The organism is Enterococcus sp. C63 (genome assembly GCF_040887215.1).
GTDB classification, from domain to species: domain Bacteria; phylum Bacillota; class Bacilli; order Lactobacillales; family Enterococcaceae; genus Enterococcus_B; species Enterococcus_B hirae.
Genome location: NZ_JBFOFI010000004.1, coordinates 199,967 through 223,088 on the forward strand (window position 1 = coordinate 199,967; position 23,122 = coordinate 223,088).

General features: G+C 36.8%; 16 protein-coding genes and 1 other annotated feature. Of the genes, 9 read left to right on the forward strand and 7 right to left on the reverse strand.

The genetic code is table 11. The features are described from left to right. Window positions 1-148: 148 nt before the first annotated feature. The 7 genes from AB3H90_RS08150 (at window position 149) to nhaC (ending at window position 10,841) form a co-directional block, all read left to right on the forward strand. On the forward strand, window positions 149-1,396 hold the full coding sequence (locus AB3H90_RS08150) for a hypothetical protein (RefSeq protein ID WP_368016528.1): 1,248 nt from the start codon (window positions 149-151) through the stop codon (window positions 1,394-1,396). Between the two features lie 107 nt (window positions 1,397-1,503). After that, window positions 1,504-2,337, forward strand: coding sequence for a hypothetical protein (locus tag AB3H90_RS08155; protein ID WP_368016529.1), 834 nt, complete (start codon window positions 1,504-1,506; stop codon window positions 2,335-2,337). Between the two features lie 121 nt (window positions 2,338-2,458). Next, a complete protein-coding gene (locus tag AB3H90_RS08160; protein ID WP_010720266.1) occupies window positions 2,459-3,115 on the forward strand; it encodes an HI_0552 family protein in 657 nt (218 codons plus the stop codon). A 375-nt stretch (window positions 3,116-3,490) separates the two neighbouring features. After that, window positions 3,491-3,696 (forward strand) — a binding site (T-box leader). A 94-nt stretch (window positions 3,697-3,790) separates the two neighbouring features. Then, window positions 3,791-5,047, forward strand: a complete 1,257-nt coding sequence (gene tyrS, locus AB3H90_RS08165) for a tyrosine--tRNA ligase (RefSeq protein ID WP_010736915.1) — start codon at window positions 3,791-3,793, stop codon at window positions 5,045-5,047. 289 nt (window positions 5,048-5,336) lie between these two features. Further along, window positions 5,337-7,211: a tyrosine decarboxylase gene (gene tdc, locus AB3H90_RS08170; RefSeq protein WP_081128229.1), complete on the forward strand. Its 1,875-nt coding sequence runs from the start codon at window positions 5,337-5,339 to the stop codon at window positions 7,209-7,211. A 512-nt stretch (window positions 7,212-7,723) separates the two neighbouring features. Next, window positions 7,724-9,142, forward strand: a complete 1,419-nt coding sequence (tyrP, locus tag AB3H90_RS08175; protein ID WP_010720263.1) for a tyrosine-tyramine antiporter — start codon at window positions 7,724-7,726, stop codon at window positions 9,140-9,142. A gap of 322 nt (window positions 9,143-9,464) precedes the next feature. Then, window positions 9,465-10,841, forward strand: coding sequence for a Na+/H+ antiporter NhaC (gene nhaC / locus AB3H90_RS08180; protein ID WP_010720262.1), 1,377 nt, complete (start codon window positions 9,465-9,467; stop codon window positions 10,839-10,841). A 182-nt stretch (window positions 10,842-11,023) separates the two neighbouring features. Here nhaC and AB3H90_RS08185 read toward each other — a convergent pair whose 3' ends face one another. The 4 genes from AB3H90_RS08185 to AB3H90_RS08200 are packed head-to-tail and all read right to left on the reverse strand — an operon-like array spanning window position 11,024 to window position 16,020. Then, window positions 11,024-12,034 carry a LacI family DNA-binding transcriptional regulator gene (locus tag AB3H90_RS08185; protein ID WP_178286905.1) on the reverse strand — a complete coding sequence of 337 codons (1,011 nt, stop codon included), beginning with the start codon at window positions 12,032-12,034 and terminating at the stop codon, window positions 11,024-11,026. Window positions 12,035-12,052: 18 nt separating this feature from the next. Next, window positions 12,053-13,075, reverse strand: a complete 1,023-nt coding sequence (locus AB3H90_RS08190) for an aldose epimerase family protein (RefSeq protein WP_094940857.1) — start codon at window positions 13,073-13,075, stop codon at window positions 12,053-12,055. Continuing rightward, window positions 13,068-13,733 (reverse strand): beta-phosphoglucomutase, encoded by a 666-nt coding sequence (gene pgmB / locus AB3H90_RS08195; RefSeq protein WP_094940856.1) that lies wholly within the window; start codon window positions 13,731-13,733, stop codon window positions 13,068-13,070. The genes AB3H90_RS08190 and pgmB overlap by 8 nt, the downstream gene beginning before the upstream one ends. Continuing rightward, the gene (locus AB3H90_RS08200) at window positions 13,726-16,020 is read right to left on the reverse strand and encodes a glycoside hydrolase family 65 protein (RefSeq protein ID WP_368016530.1); all 2,295 of its coding nucleotides are present in this window, start codon (window positions 16,018-16,020) and stop codon (window positions 13,726-13,728) included. Before AB3H90_RS08200 ends, pgmB begins: the two co-directional genes overlap by 8 nt. Window positions 16,021-16,326: 306 nt before the next feature. Here AB3H90_RS08200 and AB3H90_RS08205 point away from each other — a divergent pair, with 306 nt between their 5' ends. Beyond that, the gene (locus AB3H90_RS08205) at window positions 16,327-18,504 is read left to right on the forward strand and encodes a PTS transporter subunit IIBC (protein WP_368016531.1); all 2,178 of its coding nucleotides are present in this window, start codon (window positions 16,327-16,329) and stop codon (window positions 18,502-18,504) included. A 254-nt stretch (window positions 18,505-18,758) separates the two neighbouring features. After that, on the forward strand, window positions 18,759-19,592 hold the full coding sequence (locus AB3H90_RS08210; RefSeq protein WP_368016532.1) for an endonuclease/exonuclease/phosphatase family protein: 834 nt from the start codon (window positions 18,759-18,761) through the stop codon (window positions 19,590-19,592). Between the two features lie 112 nt (window positions 19,593-19,704). Here the strand turns inward: AB3H90_RS08210 and AB3H90_RS08215 are convergent, their stop codons facing one another. The 3 genes from AB3H90_RS08215 to AB3H90_RS08225 form a co-directional block, all read right to left on the reverse strand. Further along, entirely contained in the window at window positions 19,705-20,457 is a 753-nt protein-coding gene (locus AB3H90_RS08215; RefSeq protein WP_225792553.1) for a hypothetical protein, read from the reverse strand. A gap of 218 nt (window positions 20,458-20,675) precedes the next feature. Continuing rightward, window positions 20,676-22,346 (reverse strand): hypothetical protein, encoded by a 1,671-nt coding sequence (locus AB3H90_RS08220; protein ID WP_368016533.1) that lies wholly within the window; start codon window positions 22,344-22,346, stop codon window positions 20,676-20,678. Between the two features lie 241 nt (window positions 22,347-22,587). Next, window positions 22,588-23,118, reverse strand: coding sequence for a phenolic acid decarboxylase (locus AB3H90_RS08225; protein ID WP_034699269.1), 531 nt, complete (start codon window positions 23,116-23,118; stop codon window positions 22,588-22,590). Between the last annotated feature and the right edge of the window lie 4 nt (window positions 23,119-23,122).

Here is a 23,122-nt window from a genome sequence, read left to right on the forward strand (position 1 = left end):
CACTTATGAGAATATGCTTTCAAATCAAAAAAACAAAGGATAAACAATTTTAAAACAAAAATTTCCAAACTGAGAAAATGTCGGAGAAATAACAGTTGTCGCGCGTGTTATTCTTAACACACTAAAGTAATAAAGGAGATAAGCAGATATGGGGGATTTAAATAACAAAAATAAAAATGCGGCAGTATCTAGTTTAGAAATGGAACAGGAAGATAAATTTAAGAAATATAAAAAGGAATGTATAGCAGCGTATGTCACTAACGACCAAGCTAAAATTGCGTCAATTGAACAAAACAAACAAAAACTATTGAAAAAACACGAAAAATCAGATCTACGTCTAATGAGCGAATATTCTTTTGGTTCATATAAGGAATCATTAGTTGTTCCTAAAAAAGAAGTACAAAAGTGTTTTGAACTAAATAAAGACATGAGGTCAGTAATTAGTATGCAAAACAATTTAGAGAGTAATGAAGACGACATGAAAATAAAAATTCAGTCGTTGGAAGAAAAGATAGGCGTAGAATTGACTAGCTACACTAGTGAAAAAAACAACATGGATAACAAATTGAATCGGTTAAATGCAATACCAGTACTAATCAAGGAGAAGACTGATGAAATCGATAAGATCAAAGCTTCACCGTTTAGAAGATTTTTAAGTTATTTTACAGGTGAAATAGGAGCTTTGGAAAAAGAGAAGCGTTCATTGGAAAATGAACAAAAGCTTATAAAAGGTAAACTGGAGTCTGATCTATCATCACTTTATGGGAAAGGCTATAGTTTGAGTGGGGAGGTTGATAGTAAAAAGATAAAGAAGAAATGGATAAATAAAATAACGAAAGAATATTCTGATTTGAATATGAATGAACAATTTAGTATGGTGAAGAAAGGTTTTATAGATTTAAATAATAAAGTATCAGCCAGTCTATTTCCGTACGTGGCACCGCTATTAGGCGAACTTGCTCGCTCAATTTATACGACCGAAAAAAATTTCTTAGAGACACAGCAGAGATTTGAAAATATCAAGAATCATCGCCCACAAGTACTAAATACGGAGTTACATGAATATCAGAATAAAGTACAAGCCGAAATGGAAAGAAATGATGAGCAAGAAACAAATGAAGTGCATGAAACAATAAAAATAAATGGTGAACAAAAAACAAATGAAGTGCATGAAACAATAAAAATAAATGGTGAACAAAAAACAAATGAAGTGCATGAAACAATAAAAATAAATGATGAACAAAAAACAAATGGTCCACGTGAATTATATACTCTGATAGAAGGAGTTACGCAGCCACAAAGCCAACCAGGGAAACAACAAAGCCAACCAGAGAAACAACAAAGCCAACCAGAGAAACAACAAAGATCAACGCCTGAACACGATTCACGTAATTAGTAATATGTTTGGAAAGTTTCGTTTGTCCAAATGCGTTTCGTCTAAGTTTAGGCACAACGCATTCGTTTTCGAAATATCTCGATTACTAAATGATAAGGAGTAAAAAAATGTCAATACTATCAAAAGCAAAAGAGGTTAAAACAAAAGAAAAAATTTATCAGCTTGTTGAACAAGAAGTAGTATCTAAAAAAAATGCCAAGATTTACCAATTAACTGAGGTAAATGGAAATAAAAAAAAGAGTATAAAGATGGAAATTCCCATGCTATTGGATAAGGAATTTTTACATACATATAAAACGATCCTAGAGTTAGATAAGCAAAGACAGAAGCAGTATGCTCGAGTTTCTTATTTGAAAAAAGAACGGATGAATCGATTAAATTATTTAAATCATGCAAAAAAATTAGACGTAGAACCACGAGATCAGGAAAATATGAAGGTTCATTTGACTCAACGAATCGATAAATTGCAGGATAGTATGAACAAAAACGAAGAAAAATTAGCAAAAGGTGTGAATTGGTTACAAAAATATATGTTGAAAAAAGAAATTGACGCTCAAAAAGCTGAGTTAGCATTAGGGAAAAAACTTCTAGGAACAAAAAGTCTTGAAAAGTTAAAGAAAGATGTGAGCAAGGAAAGAGAGCGTTTTTTAAATTTGAATGTTCAACTGGAAAACACTACTCAGAGTCAATCACAACTTCTGGTTGCCAAAATGATGCCTTTGATTAATAGTTTTAAAGGATTGGTAAAACAAGATATAGAATATACAGATAAGCTGATCGCCTCTCTGGAAAAGCATATGGAATCAGAACAAGGGAATGGACAGCCACAAAAAGCTCAATTAAAAGACAAAGTACAGAAAAATGGGACAACAAAGCAGAATCCAGTTAATAGACAACCAATTACACAAGCAAAACAAGATTTAAATGATAAAGGAAGATGATTATCGAGTATTTTCACCGAAATAATTCCATGCTCACTCTTTTCTTGCTATTTTTGTTGTTTCTCTCATTGATAGTCTTTACAATGTAGGGTAGGGAAATCGTTAAGAAAGAAGTGGCGGAATGGATTTATTAACTAGTGATTATGAATTATTTGATCGTTCGATGTATACCTTTAAGCAGCTAAAAGAAAGTTATACTACTGAAGAATTAGTACAGCTTAAGGTGAGGTATCAAACACACTGGCAAAAGTGGAAAAAAATGAATGAACAAGTGGCAAAAGCAACCCCCTTGCAATGGCAGATGAGAAAACCAAAAATCGAAAGTTGGACGAATGGTTGGAATCTCAGAAGCCATTTTTGGTGTGCTTACCGTAGTGAAGGACGCCAACAGGAAAATGCTTGTTTAGCTACTTTGCTAAATAAAAAACAATTTCAAATCTATTTGATGTTTCAACATTATAAAAGTGAAGAACGCCAAGGAAGTATTTCGTCCTTCAATCATCTACTAACGGTTTTAAAGGAATGGAGTAAGCACATCCCAGTTGAAGAGTATTATATTTGGCCGCAACCAGAACATGAACTGGTGGATCACCTGCCGTTAGCCACCTATTTGACGGATAAGCAAAAACAAATCGAATTAAAAAAAGCAATGGAGGATAAAACCTTCCAACTTGGTAAGCTTTATTTTTATCCGAATGAATTAAAAGATGCTGAAAAGTTGATTTTAGATGGTATGCAGGAATTGATGCCTTTATACCTTCGATTGAATGGGAAATAATAACATTAAGTAGGGTGAGAGAAAGAGGTATTTGATCGCTTAGATGAACGAAAACGTTAAAATAATAAAATAAAAGAAGTAAATTTGTCGTTGATAAATACTAGTTTATAAAATTTTCTTAAGCTTCAAAAATTTATAAAATTTTCATTTGATGGTCAAATGAGCGCCATTGAATGGATCATTCATCTTAGAAAAAACGGATGAAATAAAGGGATCAATGAGTTATTTTAGGTTATTGGATGCAAATAATTTTAAAAAAAGAATGTTCGGATTTTACTGTTTTATTCCATTGTTGAAGAAGTATAGAAAGAAATTTTTATCTTTTTTATTGACAAAGAAAAAATAGCGTTCTATGATAGACACATATTAACTTGATAACAGGCAATGATCAAAACGCAGTAGTTATTAAAGCCAATGTTTCAGAGAGCTAGTGGTTGCTGAGAACTAGTACAAGCTTTAAGACGAATTACATTTTAGGAGCCTTTGGCATTGATTTGTCACGTGACAGCGTTAAATGTTTGAGTGATATGTTTTGAATGAAACATATAAAATGGGTGGTACCGCGAGATTTCGTCCCTTGGTTAGTTAACCAAGGGATTTTTTTTATTGATTTTAATTAGTATGAATGATAGCAGGTTCCTGCTTTCACAATAAAATGATACGGAGGGATTTAACATGAATATTATCGACGAATTAACTTGGCGTGACGCCATTAACCAACAAACGAATGAAGAAAGACTTCGTGAACTTGTTGACGAAAAGAGTATTTCACTATATTGCGGAGTTGACCCAACTGGGGATTCTATGCACATCGGACATTTGATTCCATTTATGATGATGAAAAGATTTCAATTGGCAGGACATCATCCATACATTCTGATCGGTGGCGGAACAGGTACAATTGGAGACCCAAGTGGCCGTAAGACAGAACGTGTCTTACAAACAATGGAACAAGTCCAACATAATGTTGATGCTTTATCTAACCAAATGAGAAAATTATTTGGGAAAGATGCAAACATCACGTTTGTGAATAACTATGATTGGTTATCAAAAATCTCATTACTTGAATTTTTACGTGATTACGGTAAAAACTTCAATATTAACACGATGTTAGCGAAAGATATCGTAGCAAGTCGTTTGGAAGTCGGTATCTCATTTACAGAATTTACTTACCAAATCTTGCAATCAATTGACTTTTTACACTTACACAAAACATATGATGTTCAACTACAAATCGGTGGTGCTGATCAATGGGGGAACATCACAGCTGGATTAGACTTAATCCGTAAATTAGAAGGACCAGAAGCAGAAGCATTCGGTTTAACGATCCCATTGATGTTAAAAGCGGATGGGACAAAATTTGGTAAAACTGCCGGTGGCGCTATCTGGTTAGATCCTGAGAAAACATCACCATTTGAGTTCTACCAATTCTGGTTGAACCAAGATGACCGAGATGTTGTGAAATACTTGAAATTCTTTACTTTCTTATCACAAGAAGAAATTGAAGATTTGGCGAAAAAAGTTGAAACTGAACCTGAAAAACGTGAAGCACAACGACGTTTAGCAGAAGAAGTGACGAGATTCGTTCATAGTGAAGAAGACTTGAAAGAAGCACAAAAAATAACAGAAGCATTGTTCTCTGGAAACATCAAAGAATTAAATGCAGCTGAGATCGCTCAAGGATTTGGTAAAATGCCAAACGTTGAAATTTCAAGTAAACCTGAAAATATCGTGGAATTATTGGTTTCCACAAAAATTGAACCGTCAAAACGTCAAGCGCGTGAAGATGTTTCAAACGGAGCTATAAGTATTAACGGTGACCGTGTTACCGATTTAAATTTTGTCATAGATCCATCGAAGGAATTTGATGGTAAGTTTGTGGTTATTCGAAAGGGTAAGAAAAATTACTTTTTGGCCAAAGTAGTTGATTAGAATTTAGTAATTTTTTGGCTTGAAAATGGTCAACTCTATTACAAGATTCCAATTTTGAAACCCAACCTAAAAGGGTGACGTGGGATCTCGTTAATACAATCTTTACGAGGGAATTTACTTTTGTAAATTCCCTCGTTTTTTTTAATTTTTTTAAATGTGTAAACAATTTGCACAATTGATAATTATTATAAAATGATTAAAAAACCACTTGTGATTTAGTTTACAGAAATAAAAAACAGGTGTAATGTAGGGCTCGACAAAATTTAAATATTTTTTAGGAGGGTTTCACATGGAATCATTGTCAAATGAATTAAACCTAAATGCACTATTTATCGGAGACAAAGCGGAGAACGGCCAACTCTATAAAGATTTGTTGAACGATTTAGTAGATGAACATTTAGGCTGGCGACAAAACTACATGCCACAAGACATGCCAGTTATTACACCAGAAGAACAAAGTAGTGCAAGTTTTGAGCACACAGTCAATAAAACAAAAGATGTTTTATCTGAAATCTCAGCTCGTATGCGTACTCACTCAGTACCATGGCATACAGCTGGACGTTATTGGGGTCATATGAACTCTGAAACATTAATGCCATCTTTACTAGCATATAATTTCGCAATGCTATGGAATGGTAACAACGTTGCTTACGAATCTTCTCCAGCAACAAGTCAAATGGAAGAAGAAGTAGGACTAGAGTTTGCGAAATTAATGGGCTATAAAGATGGTTGGGGACACATCGTTGCTGATGGTTCTTTAGCTAACTTAGAAGGTCTTTGGTATGCACGTAACATCAAATCACTTCCACTTGCAATGAAAGAAGTTGCACCTGAATTAGTCTCAGGAAAAAGTGACTGGGAATTGATGAACATGTCTACAAAAGAAATCATGGACTTGTTAGATAGTGTTCCAGAAAAAATTGATGACATCAAAGCACATTCTGCACGTAGCGGAAAACATTTACAACAATTAGGAAAATGGTTAGTACCACAAACGAAACATTACTCATGGCTAAAAGCAGCTGATATCATCGGTATCGGGTTAGATCAAGTAATCCCTGTACCAGTTGATCACAACTATCGAATGGATATCAACGAACTTGAAAAAATCGTTCGTCAACTAGCAGCTGAAAAAACACCAATCTTGGGTGTAGTCGGTGTTGTTGGTTCGACAGAAGAAGGAGCCATTGACGGTATCGATAAAATCGTTGCATTACGTCGAGTATTAGAAAAAGATGGTATTTACTTCTACTTGCATGTTGATGCTGCTTACGGCGGTTATGGTCGTTCCATTTTCTTAGACGAAGAAAATAACTTTATTCCATTTGAAGAATTAAAAGATGTTCATGCAAAACATCATGTATTTACAGAAAACAAAGATTATATCTTAGAAGATGTACACAGTGCCTTCAAAGCAATTGAAGAAGCAGAATCTGTAACAATTGATCCACATAAAATGGGTTATGTTCCTTACTCAGCTGGTGGGATCGTCATCAAAGACGTACGTATGCGCGACGTTATTTCTTACTTTGCTACTTACGTGTTTGAAAAAGGCGCAGATATCCCAGCATTACTTGGTGCATACATTTTAGAAGGTTCAAAAGCAGGAGCAACTGCTGCTAGTGTTTGGGCTGCACATCATGTCTTACCACTTAATGTAACTGGTTATGGTAAATTGATGGGAGCTTCAATCGAAGGAGCACATCGTTTCTATAACTTCTTACAAGATTTATCATTTAAAGTTGGCGATAAAGAAATCGAAGTACATCCATTAACTTACCCAGATTTCAATATGGTTGACTATGTATTTAAAGAAAAAGGCAACGACGATCTAGTTGCAATGAACAAATTGAATCATGACGTTTATGACTACTCTTCATACGTTAAAGGTAGCATCTATGGTAATGAATTCTTGACATCACACACTGACTTTGCTATTCCAGATTATGGCAACAGCCCATTACAATTTGTGAACCAATTAGGTTTCTCAGATGAAGAATGGAACCGTGCAGGAAAAGTAACTGTTTTACGTGCAAGTGTAATGACACCATACATGAATAAAGCAGAAAACTTCGAAGAATATGCTGGAAAAATCAAAGCAGCTCTTCAAGAAAAATTAGAAAAAATCTACGCAAATCAATTACTAGCAAGCGAAGAAAAATAATAAAATAAAAAACATTCTGAGTATAAGAAGTAGAAGTCACTTTTATTGTATGCTATAAAACCGAATAAACGGTGGTAGCTCAATCGAAAAATACAGTTGAAGGATCTTTAAAATACAAAAAGTTATTTTTTAGATTCTTCTGCTGGTTTTTCTGAGCTCAGCACTTCTGTTATCTGCTCAGGTGTTTTTTGTTTTACAGGTTGTCTTTGAAGCGATACAAGTAATCTGTTCAAAACAGCCGAGGTTGTAATGAAATAGCTTGCGCTCTTTTAGGTATTTGGTATGAATGAAGAGAAAGATCGAAAAGCTTCAATACAAATACAGCGAATGGAACACAAGACTATTTCAGATTTTTCTTTTTTAGCAAATAATAACTAATAAAATCCAGTCACTAAGCATCGTTTTTATACTAAAAAAGTTGTGGGGAACAACCTCTTGGCTTTTGTCTTGCGACTTGGGATTACTTTGAAGACAACGTTTTTTTATTCAAAAAAACAAGGAGCGTGTCAACAGTGAGTAAATCACAAGTAAGTAAAATGGGTCTTGGGACCTTTGTCGGTCTGACGATGGCTTTGTGTGCGACAGTTCGGAGTATTCCGACTTTAGCAGCCGTTGGTTGGACATTGATTTTTTATTCAATTTTTGCCGTACTGTTTTTTGCCGGTCCTATTTCGATGGTTTCTGGTGAGCTTTCTACGATGCTTCCACAAGAAGGTGGACCACAATTATGGGTCAAAACTGCCTTAGGAAGTAAATGGGGATTTGTTGTTGCCTGGTTGCTTTGGGTTCAAATGTTCCCAGGGATGGTTATGGTTGCATCAACATTAGGTCCATTATTAGGAAATACATTCGGGAACGTAGAATTAGGCAATAATCATTTATTTGTATTAGGTTGTATTTTAGTTATTTATTGGATCATTACAATTTTGAACTTGAAATTTGATATGGCCAAAGTTGGTGGGAACATCGGCGTTTGGTTAGGTGTGTATATCCCAGTGGTTATCATGTTTGTCCTTGGTTTATTCGCCGCATTCAAAGTGGGTCTAGTATCTAATGGTTACTTAGGAGATTTTTCTTGGTCAAAAGCTTTCCCAGATTTACAACATAGTGAATCATTGAAATATCTTGCAGGTATCACATTTATTTTTGTTGGTATCGAAATGAGTTCTGTTTACATGCCTCGTTTAAAAGATGCAACGAAAAACTACACTAAAGGGGTCTTTATTGCGTTGATTGGTCTTGTTTTATTGAACGTGATCAATGCAATGTTAGTTGCCAATGTTGTACCAAATGGAAAAATGGAATTAGCAAACATTACGCAACCAATCTTGATTTATTGCCAAATCCTTGGCTTACCAACAATTATTGGGAACATCTTCAGCTTTATGGTGTTTATCGGTGTGTTACTTCAATTATCTGCATGGGTAACTGGACCATCTAAAACGATTATCCAAGTAGCACGTGAAGGTTTCTTACCACCTAAATTTGGATTCCATAAAGAAAATGAATATGGTGTTTCTCGTAATGTCGTATTAACTCAATCAATCGTTATTTCATTATTCGCTTTACTTTACGGCGTAATGGATGACGTCAGTGCTGTATTCTTAACATTAACAAATGCTACAACTGTTATTTATTGTATCGTCTATATTTTGATTGCTGTTTCATTGATCAAAATGAGAAAAAGCCATCCAGATTTAGAACGTCCTTATCGAATTGGTAAAAAAGGAAATGGAATGGCTTGGGTAGTTAGCTGCATGTTGATTTTCTCTATCATTGCAGTAGTTGTATCCACTTTAGGAACATCTACCTTGACGGATGCATTATTGGTAGCAGTTATTGCAATCGTTATGTTTGTCATTCCTTTGATTATCAATCGTTTTAAAAATGATTCTTGGGGAAGCGAAGTAGAAAAGAGTTTAAAAGAATAGAATAAATAAGAAGCAAGTAAAAAATGTAAATAGGGAAGGGGGCTATGACAAAAATCTTGTCACAGTCCCTTATTCCTAACAAACGGTGTTCCAGAAGTAGCTCATGTCTGTTACAGCATGGTTTGCCAAATGTATGCTTTTTAATCAGGGAACCTTTGCGAAAATAACGCTAATCATAAGGTTCAGCGGATTTGAGAAAATAATCGTCATTAGCATCGTCTATCCGCTAAAACAAAAAAATGATGCTATGACCAGTTGTCCTACCAAAAGAACGCTTTTTTTAGGTAGGGCTTTTTTTGTAAAAAAAATAGGAGAAGATACGATGAATAAAAAAATATCTGTGAAAGAAAGTATGGCAGTTTTATTCATATTGTTGGCGATATTAGGAATACTGATTATTGGATTTCAATTGTCTCCGCATATTCCTATACTAATCGCTTTCATGTGTTTGTTATTTTACGGACGATTTAGAGGTTTCTCATGGGATGAGATTCATGATGGGATTGTCAAAGGAATTACTCCAGGGATCATCCCAATTTTGATTTTTCTATTGATTGGTGTTTTGGTAGCTTCGTGGATTTTATCTGGAACGATTCCAACGATCATGGTTTATGGTTTCCAATTGATCTCGGTTCGCTTTTTCTTACCGACTGCTTTTCTTGTTTGTGCAATCGTCGGGATTACGGTGGGAAGCTCATTTACAACGATTTCAACGATCGGTATTGCTTTTTTAGGAATCGGTCATATTTTAGGTTTTAGTGATGCGATGACGACAGGAGCAGTTGTTTCGGGGGCTTTTTTAGGAAATAATTGTTCGCCGTTATCTGATACTACGAACCTGGCGGCAGGGATCGGAGAAGTAAATTTATTTGAGCATATCGCTCAAATGCGTTACACTGATTTGCCGGCATTTTTAATTGCTATGTTATTTTATGTTTTTCTTGGGAATGGAAGTCACACAGCGGATCTACATGCGATCACGGATATGATCCAAAACATGAAAGCAGGTTTCTGGATCTCTCCATGGACGTTGATCCCATTAGTGATCTTGTTTGGTGGAGCGATTAAAAAAATTCCAGCGATTCCAACACTACTAGTTGGTTCAACTGCTGCGATTGTTCTTTCCTTCATCAATCAACCACATTTAACGATGTCAAAAGTAGCTAATATTTTAATGAACGGCTATGTTGCCCATACAGCAGACCCTAAAATCAATGAATTGCTTTCAAGAGGGGGAATTGTTAGTATGCTTGGTTCAGCAAGCTTGATTCTTCTAGCTTTAGCTTTGGGTGGCTTATTGATCAAATATACGATTGTGGAAACGATTGTTCAGGAATTGCGAGAAAAAATGGATCGGCCTTCTCGCTTGGTTGGCTTTACAGCATTAAGCTGTATCGGGATCAATTTGATCGTAGGCGAACAGTACTTGTCGATCATTTTACCAGGCGAAACCTTTAAGCGATCGTTCGATCGTGCGGGCGTTAATAAAAAGTATCTTACCAGAACTTTGGCAGATGCTGGAGCAACCGTTAATTCACTCGTTCCGTGGGGAGTTAGTGGTACCTTTATTATGGGCACGATGAAAGTCAGTGCATTACAATATCTACCATTTACTTTCTTCTCGATCTTAGCACCGATTTTTACGATTTTGAGTGGTTTCTGGCTTAATCAAAAGATGAAAAAACGTACCAGTGAATAGTCTAGGCACCATCAAGGTTTGAGAACGAGAAGCGAAATAGCTTTTTATACTCAGTTTCTTTTTCATGAAAAAGTTATTTGAAGAGTGTAGATTCTTAAAAAATGAACCTGTATAGTAAAAAAACAACTGAAGACACTACAAATAGTTTATTTGTGTGTTCAACAGTTGTTTTATTTTTTTTCTTATAAACGAGGAACGACGGTTTCTCGTTTGACGAGTTGATGAGGAATGACTAAACGAACACCGCTACTGATTTCATCGTGGATCAATTCGTATAATTTTTGCATCGCAACCCTTCCTAATTCAGAAATATCGATATCGATACTGGTTAAATAAGGGTGAGTCAATGTAGCGAAAATAGAGTTATTGAAGCTGATGATCGATAGGGTATCAGGAATTCGATAGCCATACATCTGTGCTAGTTGCATCGTTCGTAAGGCAAAAATATCGTCAATGACTACCAGCGCTGTTGCTTGGGACTTTTTCAAAATGGCATCAAAAGCTAAATAATCTTCGGGTTGTTCGATCACTACACTAGGATGAACTGTAAGTCCAGCTAGCATCAAGGCTTTTTGGTAGCCAAAATAACGTTCGAAGTAAAGGCTCTCGTGGGTTGTATTGGTTACGAAAAGAATGTTTTCATGACCGTTTTGAATCAAGAAATCCGTGGCTTGTTTACCTAATAATTGGTTATCATTATCGACATAAATGATTTCATTCTCATGTCGGTAAGGCTGACCAATCAAAGTGAAAGGAATCTCATTCGTATAGAGATAATCTATGACAGGATCTTCACTGTCGGAATAAACTAAAATAAACCCATCGACTTGTTTTTGCAGATGCATCCGTTGCACGTTTTCTAATAAAGTATCAAAATTTTTGGCTGTTGCTATAGCAGTTGTCAGATCATAACGGCGTGCTTCTTCATTGATCGCTTCCATGATCTCAAGATAAAAAGGATTCCCAATCCGTTCTTTTGAATCAAGGGGTGGGAGAATGACGCCAATTGCGCTAGAAATTCTTTTCCCTAGATTTCTAGCAGTGATATTTGGTACATAGCCTAGTTCATCCATGACTTTTCGTACTTTCTTTTTGGTTGCCTCTGAGATGCTTGGATGGTCATTGATGACCCGTGAAACGGTCGAGGTCGCAACACCAGCTTTTTTGGCTACATCCTTCACTGTGATCGCCATAAACGATACACCTCTTTTCTAGACTTGCTTTTCATTTAAACGATGAAATTGATAAGTGGTAGAGCAAATTTTTTCTTGTCCCGGATATAATGCGATTGACCCAAATTCAGGGAAATGAACGGCATCAGGAAGTTCTTGTGGTTCAATTGCCAACCCATAATTTGAGTGCATTTTTTGCCCATTGATTAAAAAATCTGCTTCAAATCCAGTCGTAGAAAATAATACCATACTTTTGCTCGTCGTTGCTATAGACAACTGGCGACCAGCTTGCTTTTCGGTCAAGGTAAGTATTTTCTTCGTTCGTTTAGGCGTACTTAAAACAAAAGCATCATCTAGTCCGTTTGGATCATTCGTTAAAATTTCCATTAGCGAATGTGGGTGTTTAAAATTAAGCGGTAAGTCGCTGAGAGCGATCACTTCACCAGTTGGTATTTTTTCGTGATCTAAGGCTAATATTCCATCTGTTTGGATCGTTAGTTCATGATCGTAGATATCTCGTTTGCCATTGCCAGAAAGATTGAAATACGCATGATTCGTTGGGTTGCAGATAGTTTCAGTCGAGCTGCTTGTCTTGGTGATCATTTCTAATTTATTTTGGGTTATCTGATACGTAACGGTTGCGGTGATCGGACCGGGATAACCGGAAAAAGTGTCCTGCAAATAAAAAACAACACCGATCGCTGTAGGAGTCTCAAAAACTTCTACCTCCCAATACTGAAATGCCCAACCGTTTGAACCACCATGGATATGGTGATTTCCTTCGTTTTTTTCTAGCTGATGATCAGCCCAAGAGCCATTTTTAATTCTGCCAGCGACTGGTCCAATCGTTGCCCCAAAATAGCTTTGATCTTTTAAAACGTCTTCTAAGGAATCATAAGATAATAAGATATTTTCTAAGTGACCATTTTTATCTGGAGCCAGAATTTGATGAAGCCTTGCCCCGTAGTTGAGAAGAACGACTGTTAGTTCGTCGTTCTTCAATGTGATTTGCTTCAAGTTGGTGTTGGGAATGGGGATCACAGTGATGGAAGGTTTAGACATACTGTGTCCACTCATTTTTTAAATAGTCTAGTGTAAGGCAAGTCGTATCAGGTACGACTGGGATATCTTTTCCAAGATCTTCTATTCGTCCAACACCAATTGGAAATGCCCCGCTAGCACGGATTGCTTTGATCCCAGATTTTGCATCTTCGATCCCGATGCATTCTTGTGGGGATAAGCCAATTTCTTTTGCGGCCAATAAGAAAATATCGGGAGCCGGCTTACCCAGTTTGATCGTTGCAGGATCGGCAATTGCATCGAAAAATGGCGTTAATGCCATTTTAGCAAGGAGGAAAGGTCCGTTTTTACTAGCTGAAGCAAGGGCAATCTTGATCTTGTTTGCTCTCAATTCTTCAAGTAATGGCAATATCCCTGGAAAAACATCTGTAGGCGTGATCGCTTGAATCATTTCAAGATAGTACTCATTTTTTCTGTGCGCTAATTCTTGAAATTCTTGTGGGGAAAACTCACTTTCTTTTTGTCCGTAGGAAAGCAATAAGCGAAGTGAATCTTCTCGACTAACCCCTTTCAATTGTTCGTTGAATGTTCGATCAATGGGAACACCGATTTCCTGACCTAATTTTTTCCAAGCGCGATAATGAAACTCCGCAGTATCTGTAATCACCCCATCTAAGTCAAACAAAACTCCTTTAAACATCTAATTCCTCCTTACGCAATGGTACCTTTAACTGGTCTTCTAAAAGATACGTTTTTTCGTACACCTTTAATGGGCAACTTTCGCCTGATACTAAGGTCAATTGCACCTGTTCACTAGACACCGAAACAAATAATAAACGACCACGATAATTCACATGGAAGGAGTAGGCTGTCCACGTGTTTGGTAAGAAAGGAGCAAAGCGTAACTGTTCGTGATCTGTTTTCATTTGAGCGAATCCTTGGACGATTGCGAGCCAACTACCAGTCATCGACGTGATGTGTAAGCCGTCTTCGGTATCGTTATTATAATTATCTAAATCAAGGCGGGCTGTCCGTTGATACATTTCCACTGCCTTATCCTCCATACCTAATTCAGCAGCTAAAATGGCATGGATACTTGGTGAAAGGGAAGACTCATGAACGGTCATTGGTTCGTAAAAATCAAAGTTTCGTTGCTTTTCTTCTTTGCTAAACGAGTCGTTGAAGAAATAGATTCCTTGTAGCACATCCGCCTGCTTAATGAAACAAGAACGCAAAATTTTGTCCCAAGACCAATGTTGGTTTAATGGAAGCTCGCTAGGAGATAGCTCTGATACCGGCAATAATTCTTTATCTAAAAATGTATCATGTTGGACAAAAATACCTAATTCTTCATCTTTAGGAAAATACATATTTTCTGCAATGGTTTGCCAATTCGTTAGTTCTTCGTCAGTGACCGTTACAGCAGTTTCTGTTTGGAATTTTAAATAGTTTTCCCGGGTATACGTTAATACCCAGCAAGCTATCGTATTGGTATACCAGTTGTTATTGATGTTGTTTTCATATTCATTCGGACCAGTCACGCCATGGATCATATATTTGTTATGACGTTTTGAAAAATGAACCCGATCTGCCCAAAAACGAGCAATCTCAACTAATACTTCTAACCCTTCTTTTTTCAAATAATCGGTGTCACCTGTGTAGTTCGTATAGTTGTAAATCGCATAAGCGATCGCACCGTTACGATGGATCTCTTCAAAGGTAATTTCCCATTCGTTGTGGCATTCGACCCCTGTAAAAGTAACCATTGGGTACAAGGCGCCTTTTAACCCTTGTTGTTGGGCATTATGAATAGCTTGAGGCAATTGATTATGGCGATATTTAAGGAGATTTTTTGTCACTTCAGGTTTTGCTAAAGCAAGATATAAGGGAACAGCGTAAGCTTCCGTATCCCAATAAGTAGCACCACCGTATTTTTCTCCTGTAAAGCCTTTGGGTCCAATATTCAAACGTTCATCTTCGCCGTAATAAGTAGAAAATAGTTGGAAAAGATTGAAACGAATCCCTTGCTGTGCTTCCTCGTCACCTTCGATCACCACATCAGCCAGTGCCCAGCGCTTGCTCCAAGCAGTGGTTTGTTCTGCTTTTGCTTGCAGATAATGACTTTGTAAATCACTAAATTCTTGGAGAATCTGTTGGACTTGCTGTGCTTCGGGAATGTCACGGCTCGTCAATACAAGCACTTCTTTATCAAGTGTCACGGATTGATTCGTTGCTAAGTCGAAAGAAAATTCCCCAAGGACGGCTAATGTATCTTCGTGGTAAATTGGTTGCGCTAATTCTTCATTCACGAAATGTCTCATGGCAGCTGTTACGGTAAATTGTTCGATCGCAAAATTATTTGGAATCGTTTTGGTCATTAAGTAGGCTGTTTCATCAGAAGTACCTCGACCGATTTCATTCCAAAAATGTTCATCATAGTTACTATCTTCATTTTGAACGTTACTATCCAATTTAGAGATGACTTTGACCGTGCCATTTCCTTCGAGCATCGTAACTGTTAAACGAATATAAGCAGCTTCGCTTTTGACGATACTTAAAAAACGTTCAAAGGTGATCTTTAGTTTGTTAGTTGCAGTCGTTACTGTGTAACTACGTGATAACACACCGTTTTTCATATTCAATTCCCAATAAAAGTCTTCTGGTTCGATTGTAGCAAGGTCTAATAATTGCTCATCGATATAGATATCCATGGCAATAAAATTGATTGCATTAATCACTTTGCCAAAATATTCGGGATAGCCATTTTTCCACCAGCCAACACGAGTCTTATCGGGGTACCAAACCCCAGCTAAATAAGTTCCTTGATGATGATCACCTGAATAGGCTTCTTCAAAATTCCCTCGCATGCCCATGTATCCGTTACCAATACTAGTTAAAGATTCCTGTAAACGGAGATTTTCCCGATCTAATGTGTTGGTGCTGATCTTCCAAGGATCAATTTGAAATAGGCGCTTGATTTGTTTCATTGTACTCCTCCTAGATAATTTCATTGATACGTTTATAATAAACGCAACCGATTGCGTAAGTCAATATAAATAAAGCAGAATTTTTCAGTGGGGATTTAAAACAAAGAAATGAAAAGATAATTTTCCTGGAAAACATTAACTGTTTTGATAATAAGTTACTACTAAATGCGAAAAGAAAATGATTCTTCTGATAGCGACTGTTTGGGTAGAAAGTGAATAAAATCAAAAATAAAGCATTTACAAAAAAAGAAACAAAGGCTATAATAACTAACAACGAAACCGATTGCATAAAGGAGAGTAGGAGTTATGAAGAAATTATTTAATTTTGAGTTTTGGCAAAAATTTGGGAAAGCTTTAATGGTTGTTGTGGCAGTGATGCCAGCTGCGGGTTTGATGATCAGTATCGGGAAATCTATTCCATTGATTGATCCCGATTTAGCTTTTTTAGTAACAACGGGTGGTGTCATTGAAAATATTGGTTGGGCGATCATCGGGAATTTACATCTGTTGTTTGCTTTAGCAATAGGTGGAAGTTGGGCAAAAGAGCGTGCAGGTGGTGCTTTTGCGGCAGGGATCTCATTTGTTTTGATCAACCGGATCACGGGAGCGATTTTCGGAGTGACGAGTGAGATGCTAGCAAATGAAGATGCCTTTACCCATACATTATTTGGCACGAAGATCATGGTCAAAGGATTTTTTACCAGCGTATTAGAGGCACCTGCGTTGAATATGGGCGTGTTTGTAGGGATTATTGCTGGTTTTGTTGGTGCAATGGCCTATAATAAATATTACAATTATCGTAAATTACCTGATGCGTTATCTTTCTTTAATGGAAAACGATTTGTTCCTTTTGTAGTGATTCTTTGGTCAACGATTGTAGCTTTAGTATTGGCTGTTGTCTGGCCAAATGTCCAAGCAGGTATCAATAATTTTGGTCTTTGGATCGCTCAGTCACAAGAAAGTGCACCGGTTTTAGCGCCATTTCTTTATGGTACCTTAGAAAGATTATTGTTACCTTTCGGCTTACATCATATGTTGACGATTCCGATCAATTATACGCAATTAGGGGGCACGTATGAAATCTTATCTGGTGCACAAGCAGGAACGCAAGTCTTTGGACAAGATCCTTTATGGTTAGCTTGGGCTACTGATTTGGTGAATTTAAAAGGTGCGGGGGATTTATCACAGTATGAATTTGTGTTGAACAACTGGACACCAGCTCGTTTTAAAGTGGGGCAAATGATTGGTTCTTCTGGTATTTTGATGGGGTTAGCTTTAGCTATGTATCGAAATGTTGATCTTGATAAAAAAGCACGCTATCGTTCCATGTATTTCTCAGCTGCATTAGCTGTTTTTCTAACAGGGGTTACTGAACCATTAGAATTTATGTTTATGTTTGCTGCAGTTCCACTTTATATTGTTTATTCTGTGATCCAAGGGGCAGCATTTGCAATGGCAGATTTATTACCGTTACGTGTTCATTCCTTTGGAAACATCGAATTGTTAACTAGAACTCCTCTAGCGATGAAAGCTGGACTTGGTGGCGATTTGCTTAACTTCGTCATTTGCGTCATTTTGTTTGGAGTTGTTACGTACTTTGTGGCAAACTTCATGATCAAAAAATTCAATTTTGCTACACCAGGGCGTAATGGTAATTATGATAGTGACAGTAACGATAGCAATGGGAATGGAGAACAAACGACAGTCCAAGCTGGCACGTCAGACCCACAAATCATCAAAATCATTCACTTATTAGGCGGAAAAGATAATATCAAAGATGTAGATGCATGTATGACACGGTTACGTGTGAGTGTAGCTGATCGTGAGAAAGTAGGTTCAGAAGAAGAATGGAAACGTGCAGGCGCTATGGGGCTAATCGTCAAAGATAATGGTGTACAAGCTGTCTATGGTCCAAAAGCCGATGTATTAAAATCAGATATCGAAGATTTGCTTCAATCGGGGGCGCCTATCCCAGCTCCAGTAGAAGAAGTTGTTGTTGAAAAAGAAACAGCTAATAATCAAACGTTAGGTATACGAAAAGAGTTGCAGACTGTAGCAGCTGGTGAAGTGATAGACTTGGCAACAGTCAATGATCCTGTTTTTTCAAAGAAAATGATGGGGGATGGCTTTGCTGTTATTCCGACGACTGGTGAAGTTGTGGCACCTGTTACTGGGAAAGTAGTTAGTATTTTTCCAACCAAACATGCTATTGGAATGGAAACAGAAGAAGGTGCAGAAGTACTAATCCATATGGGAATCGACACAGTCCAAATGGATCAACCAGCTTTTGAAATCCTGGTAACAGAAGGTCAAACCGTTGAAGCAGGAGCAAAACTGGCACAAATGAATCTAACCGAAATCAAAAATGAAGGAAAAGATATAACGATTATGGTGGTATTTACGGATGGGAAAGTCAATGAAATGATTCTCAAACATTTAGGACCAACGGAATTAGGAACAGTAATTGGCGAAATAAAACTGTGATCATTATAAAAGACACCCAACAATAATGAGTAAGATGACCAGTACCAAATTTATTTCCTTATTTGGTTCCCGATAGTCAGTTTTTCTGTTTCTCAAATAAGTCTGAAAACACGAAAACGCTATACTTCGTTTTTGAGTTCTCAGACTTATTTTTTTGAATATCTGCGAGCGGGTAAACAATCACGGCTAATAATCCATGGCTATCCTATCATAAAAGAAATGAAGTAAGTTTTAATCAATAAGGAGAATTGAAGATGAAGATGATGACTTTGAATACACATAGCTGGTTAGAAGAATCACCAGAAGAAAAGATGCGCCAGATCGTAGATAAAATCTGTCAAGCAGATTATGATGTGATTGCTTTACAAGAAGTCAATCAATTAATCACTTCCGAAAGTATCGTGAATGAAGAATTAAACAAATTTTGTCCAGTTATAGAACAATCGCCCGTCCATGTCGATAATTTTGCTTATTGTTTGGTGCGCTGCTTAGCCAAACAAGGGAAAGACTATTATTGGAGTTGGGAAATGAGTCATGTCGGTTATGGGATTTATGAAGAGGGGAATGCGCTGCTTTCTAAGACACCACTAACCAGTGAAGCAATCTATGTTTCTGAAACAAAGCAAAAAGAGGATTACCACACTCGGAAAATTTTGATCTGTCAGACGATGATCGATGACCAAACAATCACTCTAGCAAGCTGTCATTTTTCTTGGTGGATAGATGAAACGAAGGGCTTTGCTTTTGAATGGTATTGCTTGATGGAACACTTAGCTAATCTCTCAAATCCGCTGTTTTTAATGGGGGATTTTAACAACCCAGCAGGAGAGGCAGGCTATCGCTTGGTTGAAAAAAGCCCTCTTGCGATTGTCGATTCCTATACTGTTGCCCAAGAAGTTCATGGTCAGGCAACCATTGAACAGAAAATCGATGGATGGGAAACGAATACAGAGCAGTTAAGAATCGATTATATCTATGTACCACAGGAATTCTCAGTTCCTTCTTATCGTAGTATTTTTGATGGAAAACAAGAAATCATTGTAAGTGACCATTATGGAGTAGAGATAACGGTCAGCCCCATTCAATAAAATAATCAAAAAGTCCCATAGAAAGAAAAATGGATACATCCTTTCTATGGGACTTTTTGTTTGCAGCAGCTTCAGCTACGTGCAGAAATTTGATTGGATAATGAAATGACTGTTAGTGCGATGGGAAGCACCAAGGAGGAAGGCAATAAAATTCGCTGTTTCTTTGGTCTCTGCATTGTTTTTTTAACTCGGCTGGACTTTTTTTCCGCTGGGCAGAAATGAATTCTCGGACATTTTTCAAGGAGTCGGACTCTTTAGTTACCGGTGTATTTTTTTGTAAATTGGTATTATGTAGTACTTCCTCATGTAAAATATCAAAATGGTCTATAAATCGATCTTTATCGGAATTGGTTAGAATTGGCAAGTTATCTAAAAGATTCAAAAGTACAACGAGGGAATCTTTGATTTTAGGCTCATGAGGTTGCAGATCTTCACCGCTAGGCTCACGATGTGGCAGTTCATTAATTAACTGCTCTATGATGCTTGTCAGCTCTTTTACCTCTTCAGGAGAGTTTGCAGTTTTTTTTAAAATGTCTAAAATGGTATTTCTTTTAGAATAATCTTGGTCATTAATACAAGTTGATTCACTCGTTGACCGAACATTTGAAATGGGCGTAGGTGATCGATCACCAATTACAGTTACATATAGCGACTCAGTCTTACTATTTGGCAGCTCATACAGCTGTTCATCAGTTGATTCTTTAATTGATAGCGAATCCTCAGGTAGATCTTTAAGTATCATTTCAAGGGGAGACTTAGTATTAAGGGGAGACGTAGTATTAAGGGTAGTATTCGTAGATTGATGAACAGAAGCAAGTTCGATTTTTTTTTTCAAAGTCAATTGTCGATTCGTTGTTTGAGGCATATGTATCACTCCTTCTTTTCTGTATTCTAGTATAGTTTATAAAAGAAGAGAGTAAATAAATATTTTTTCTTATGTTTAGAAAAAAAGTAACTACTAACACGATTCGTTTATTAGGACTACTATATTTGACGATTTGTTTGCTATTTTATAAAAAAGTATAAAAAAGAGACAGCTTCCGTGTTGAGATATTCTCTTTTTGATCCACAGAAGCAAGTCCCTTATTTTTTAGTTATCCTCCCAACCTGGTAACGATTTTTGACAAAGAGTCCGATCAAAACGAACCAACCAATCAGGAAGAATGCCATCACAAAGTAAAAGAAAATTGGTAAATCATAATAGAGAGTGATCTCATTGATTCCATTGTGCTGTTTGACGATAGGAGTACCGATATCTGTTAATTGATAATCTGTCAATTTTTTGCCGTGTTGCAGTAACACTGTGCGGTCATAGACAATGACTGGTAAATGGACAGTTTCTTCCCCAGTGTTTTTCCATTTGATCGTTAAACGTCCTCCAGGATGAGATTTAATGAACGTGGTTTCTCCTTCCAAGATTTCTTCATTATAGCGATCATATTTATTTGCTTTAGTTTCATGATAGATTGGTAGATAATCGGGTGTTGTCTTTTGAAAAACGAATAAACTAGTAGACATATCATGGTCATAAAATGTTTTTCTTGCCTCTGCTGGTGTATCAAAGAGATACGTGTGATGGCTGACAAATGTTTCGTCTTGCCATTTATCCAGATGCTGATAGAGGTTTTGGATCGTTTGTGCAGAAGCGACAAAGAGAAATAGGACACTCAACGCACGATACCAATTTTTCTTTTCCCATTGATTTAGCGCAAGCGCTAAAAAGAGTAGAAAGAGCAAGGTAAATGGGACAAAGAAACGAAAAGGAAACTGGATCAAGCTTACGAAAGGTACCTCTTTTTCCACTAGTGTTGTCCAAGGGATCAAACTGGTTGAAAGTAGGAAGAATCCAAGACTTGTGCGTAAAAGTAACTTTGTAAAAATGTCGTAGTGACGGCGGAAAAGAAGATACAGTATTAGTCCGATCAATAAAAAAATTGGAAAAATCTTGGGATACGCTAGCCAATAGCTGCCATCCAGATTGATTGCTTTTTGGCTCATCTCTCGGTTGACAAAAGGTGGCAAAATCTTATTTCCACCATAGACGATAGCTAATCCTGCCCAAATATTTGCTGTTAGTACAAAATAAAAGAGGACAGATTTGATCAGTTGCCCGATTGCTTTGCCTTTTTCTGTCTGAGTAAAGAAATAATAAAGATAAAAAGGGATATACATCAGTACCAACATAACGGTGGACAGTAAGTGGATCTGAGTCATCAGTGCAATTGAAAAGGTAACTTTCAAGACAGGAAATTTTTTATGAACAACAAAGTCCACTAATGGAATCATGCATAAGGGATAAAAACAGGTGCCCCAACTGGTAAAGCCCTGATTGATTGCCCAATATTGAATGGAATAAGTCGTCATAAATAATACAGAGATTGGTATGCTGACCCATTTTTTCACCTGTACATAATTCAATAGTGTCAACATCGACCAACCAGAAATCACAAAGAGAATAAAGTTTGATAAGATTTGATAGTGGAACCAACTGCCTGAAACTAAAACGATCAAGCCTTGAAAATAAGCAAACAACGGACCATAGATCGCATTGACGATACGCCCGCTTTGCTGAAATCCATACATGGAAGGGAAATAATGGAAATCCCAATTAGCGAATTGTTCAGCGGCATCGTAAAAACGGTTATAATGAAATGGTGCATCTGCTCCAATGATAAGGTCATGTGTTAGGATATTTGGCATAACAAATAAGAATGCAAATAGTAAAATTGTCAAATACGGAACATATTTTTTCAATTGTCATACTCCTTTTTTGATAGTGTAACTTATTTAATCATAAAGCTTACCTAAAAGAGTGGCAAGAAATTCGAAAAAATATGAAAAAAATTATCATTATTACAGGAAATTTTCAAAATACATCCTTTGTTGCTCGCTTTATTTAGATCAATAGTTAATTAAAAAAACAGCCATAGTATGAGATGCTATGGTTGTTTTTCCCTATTCATATAAGACTAATAGTCAAATCTACGAATGATTCTTATTTTATCCGTTTATAGTTTTTATCAAAATAACGACCTTCTCGGATATCACTAGGCATTCCTTCATAAGGAGCTTCACTAATGACATCTTCATTATTGAGACCAGCATCGCCCATATAAGTAATGTTAGCGAACTCTGGTACTAACAATTTTGGATAAGTTTCATATTTTTCACGTGCTGCTTCCATCTCAGCTATATGTTCATTTTGGAAAGTAACTGTGATCTCAGGATGTTCTTCAACCCATTTAGGAAAGAAAATCGTTCCATGTAATTTTTTTTCATTGGGCATGAAATCCAAGGCCACGTCAGTACCAGTTGGTTCAGTCCAAGTAATTTTGAAGACGCCATCTGTTAACTTAACGATATCTGCTTCTTGATCTTTGACCCAACGGCCTTTGACCATTCCGCCGTGAATTCGATAGTCGACAGTATGGTCATTTTTAGCATACCATTCATATTCCCAACCATTATCGTACGTATAAATAAAGTGTGTACCGATAAAATCTTCTAATTCTTTAAATTCTTTCATGAAA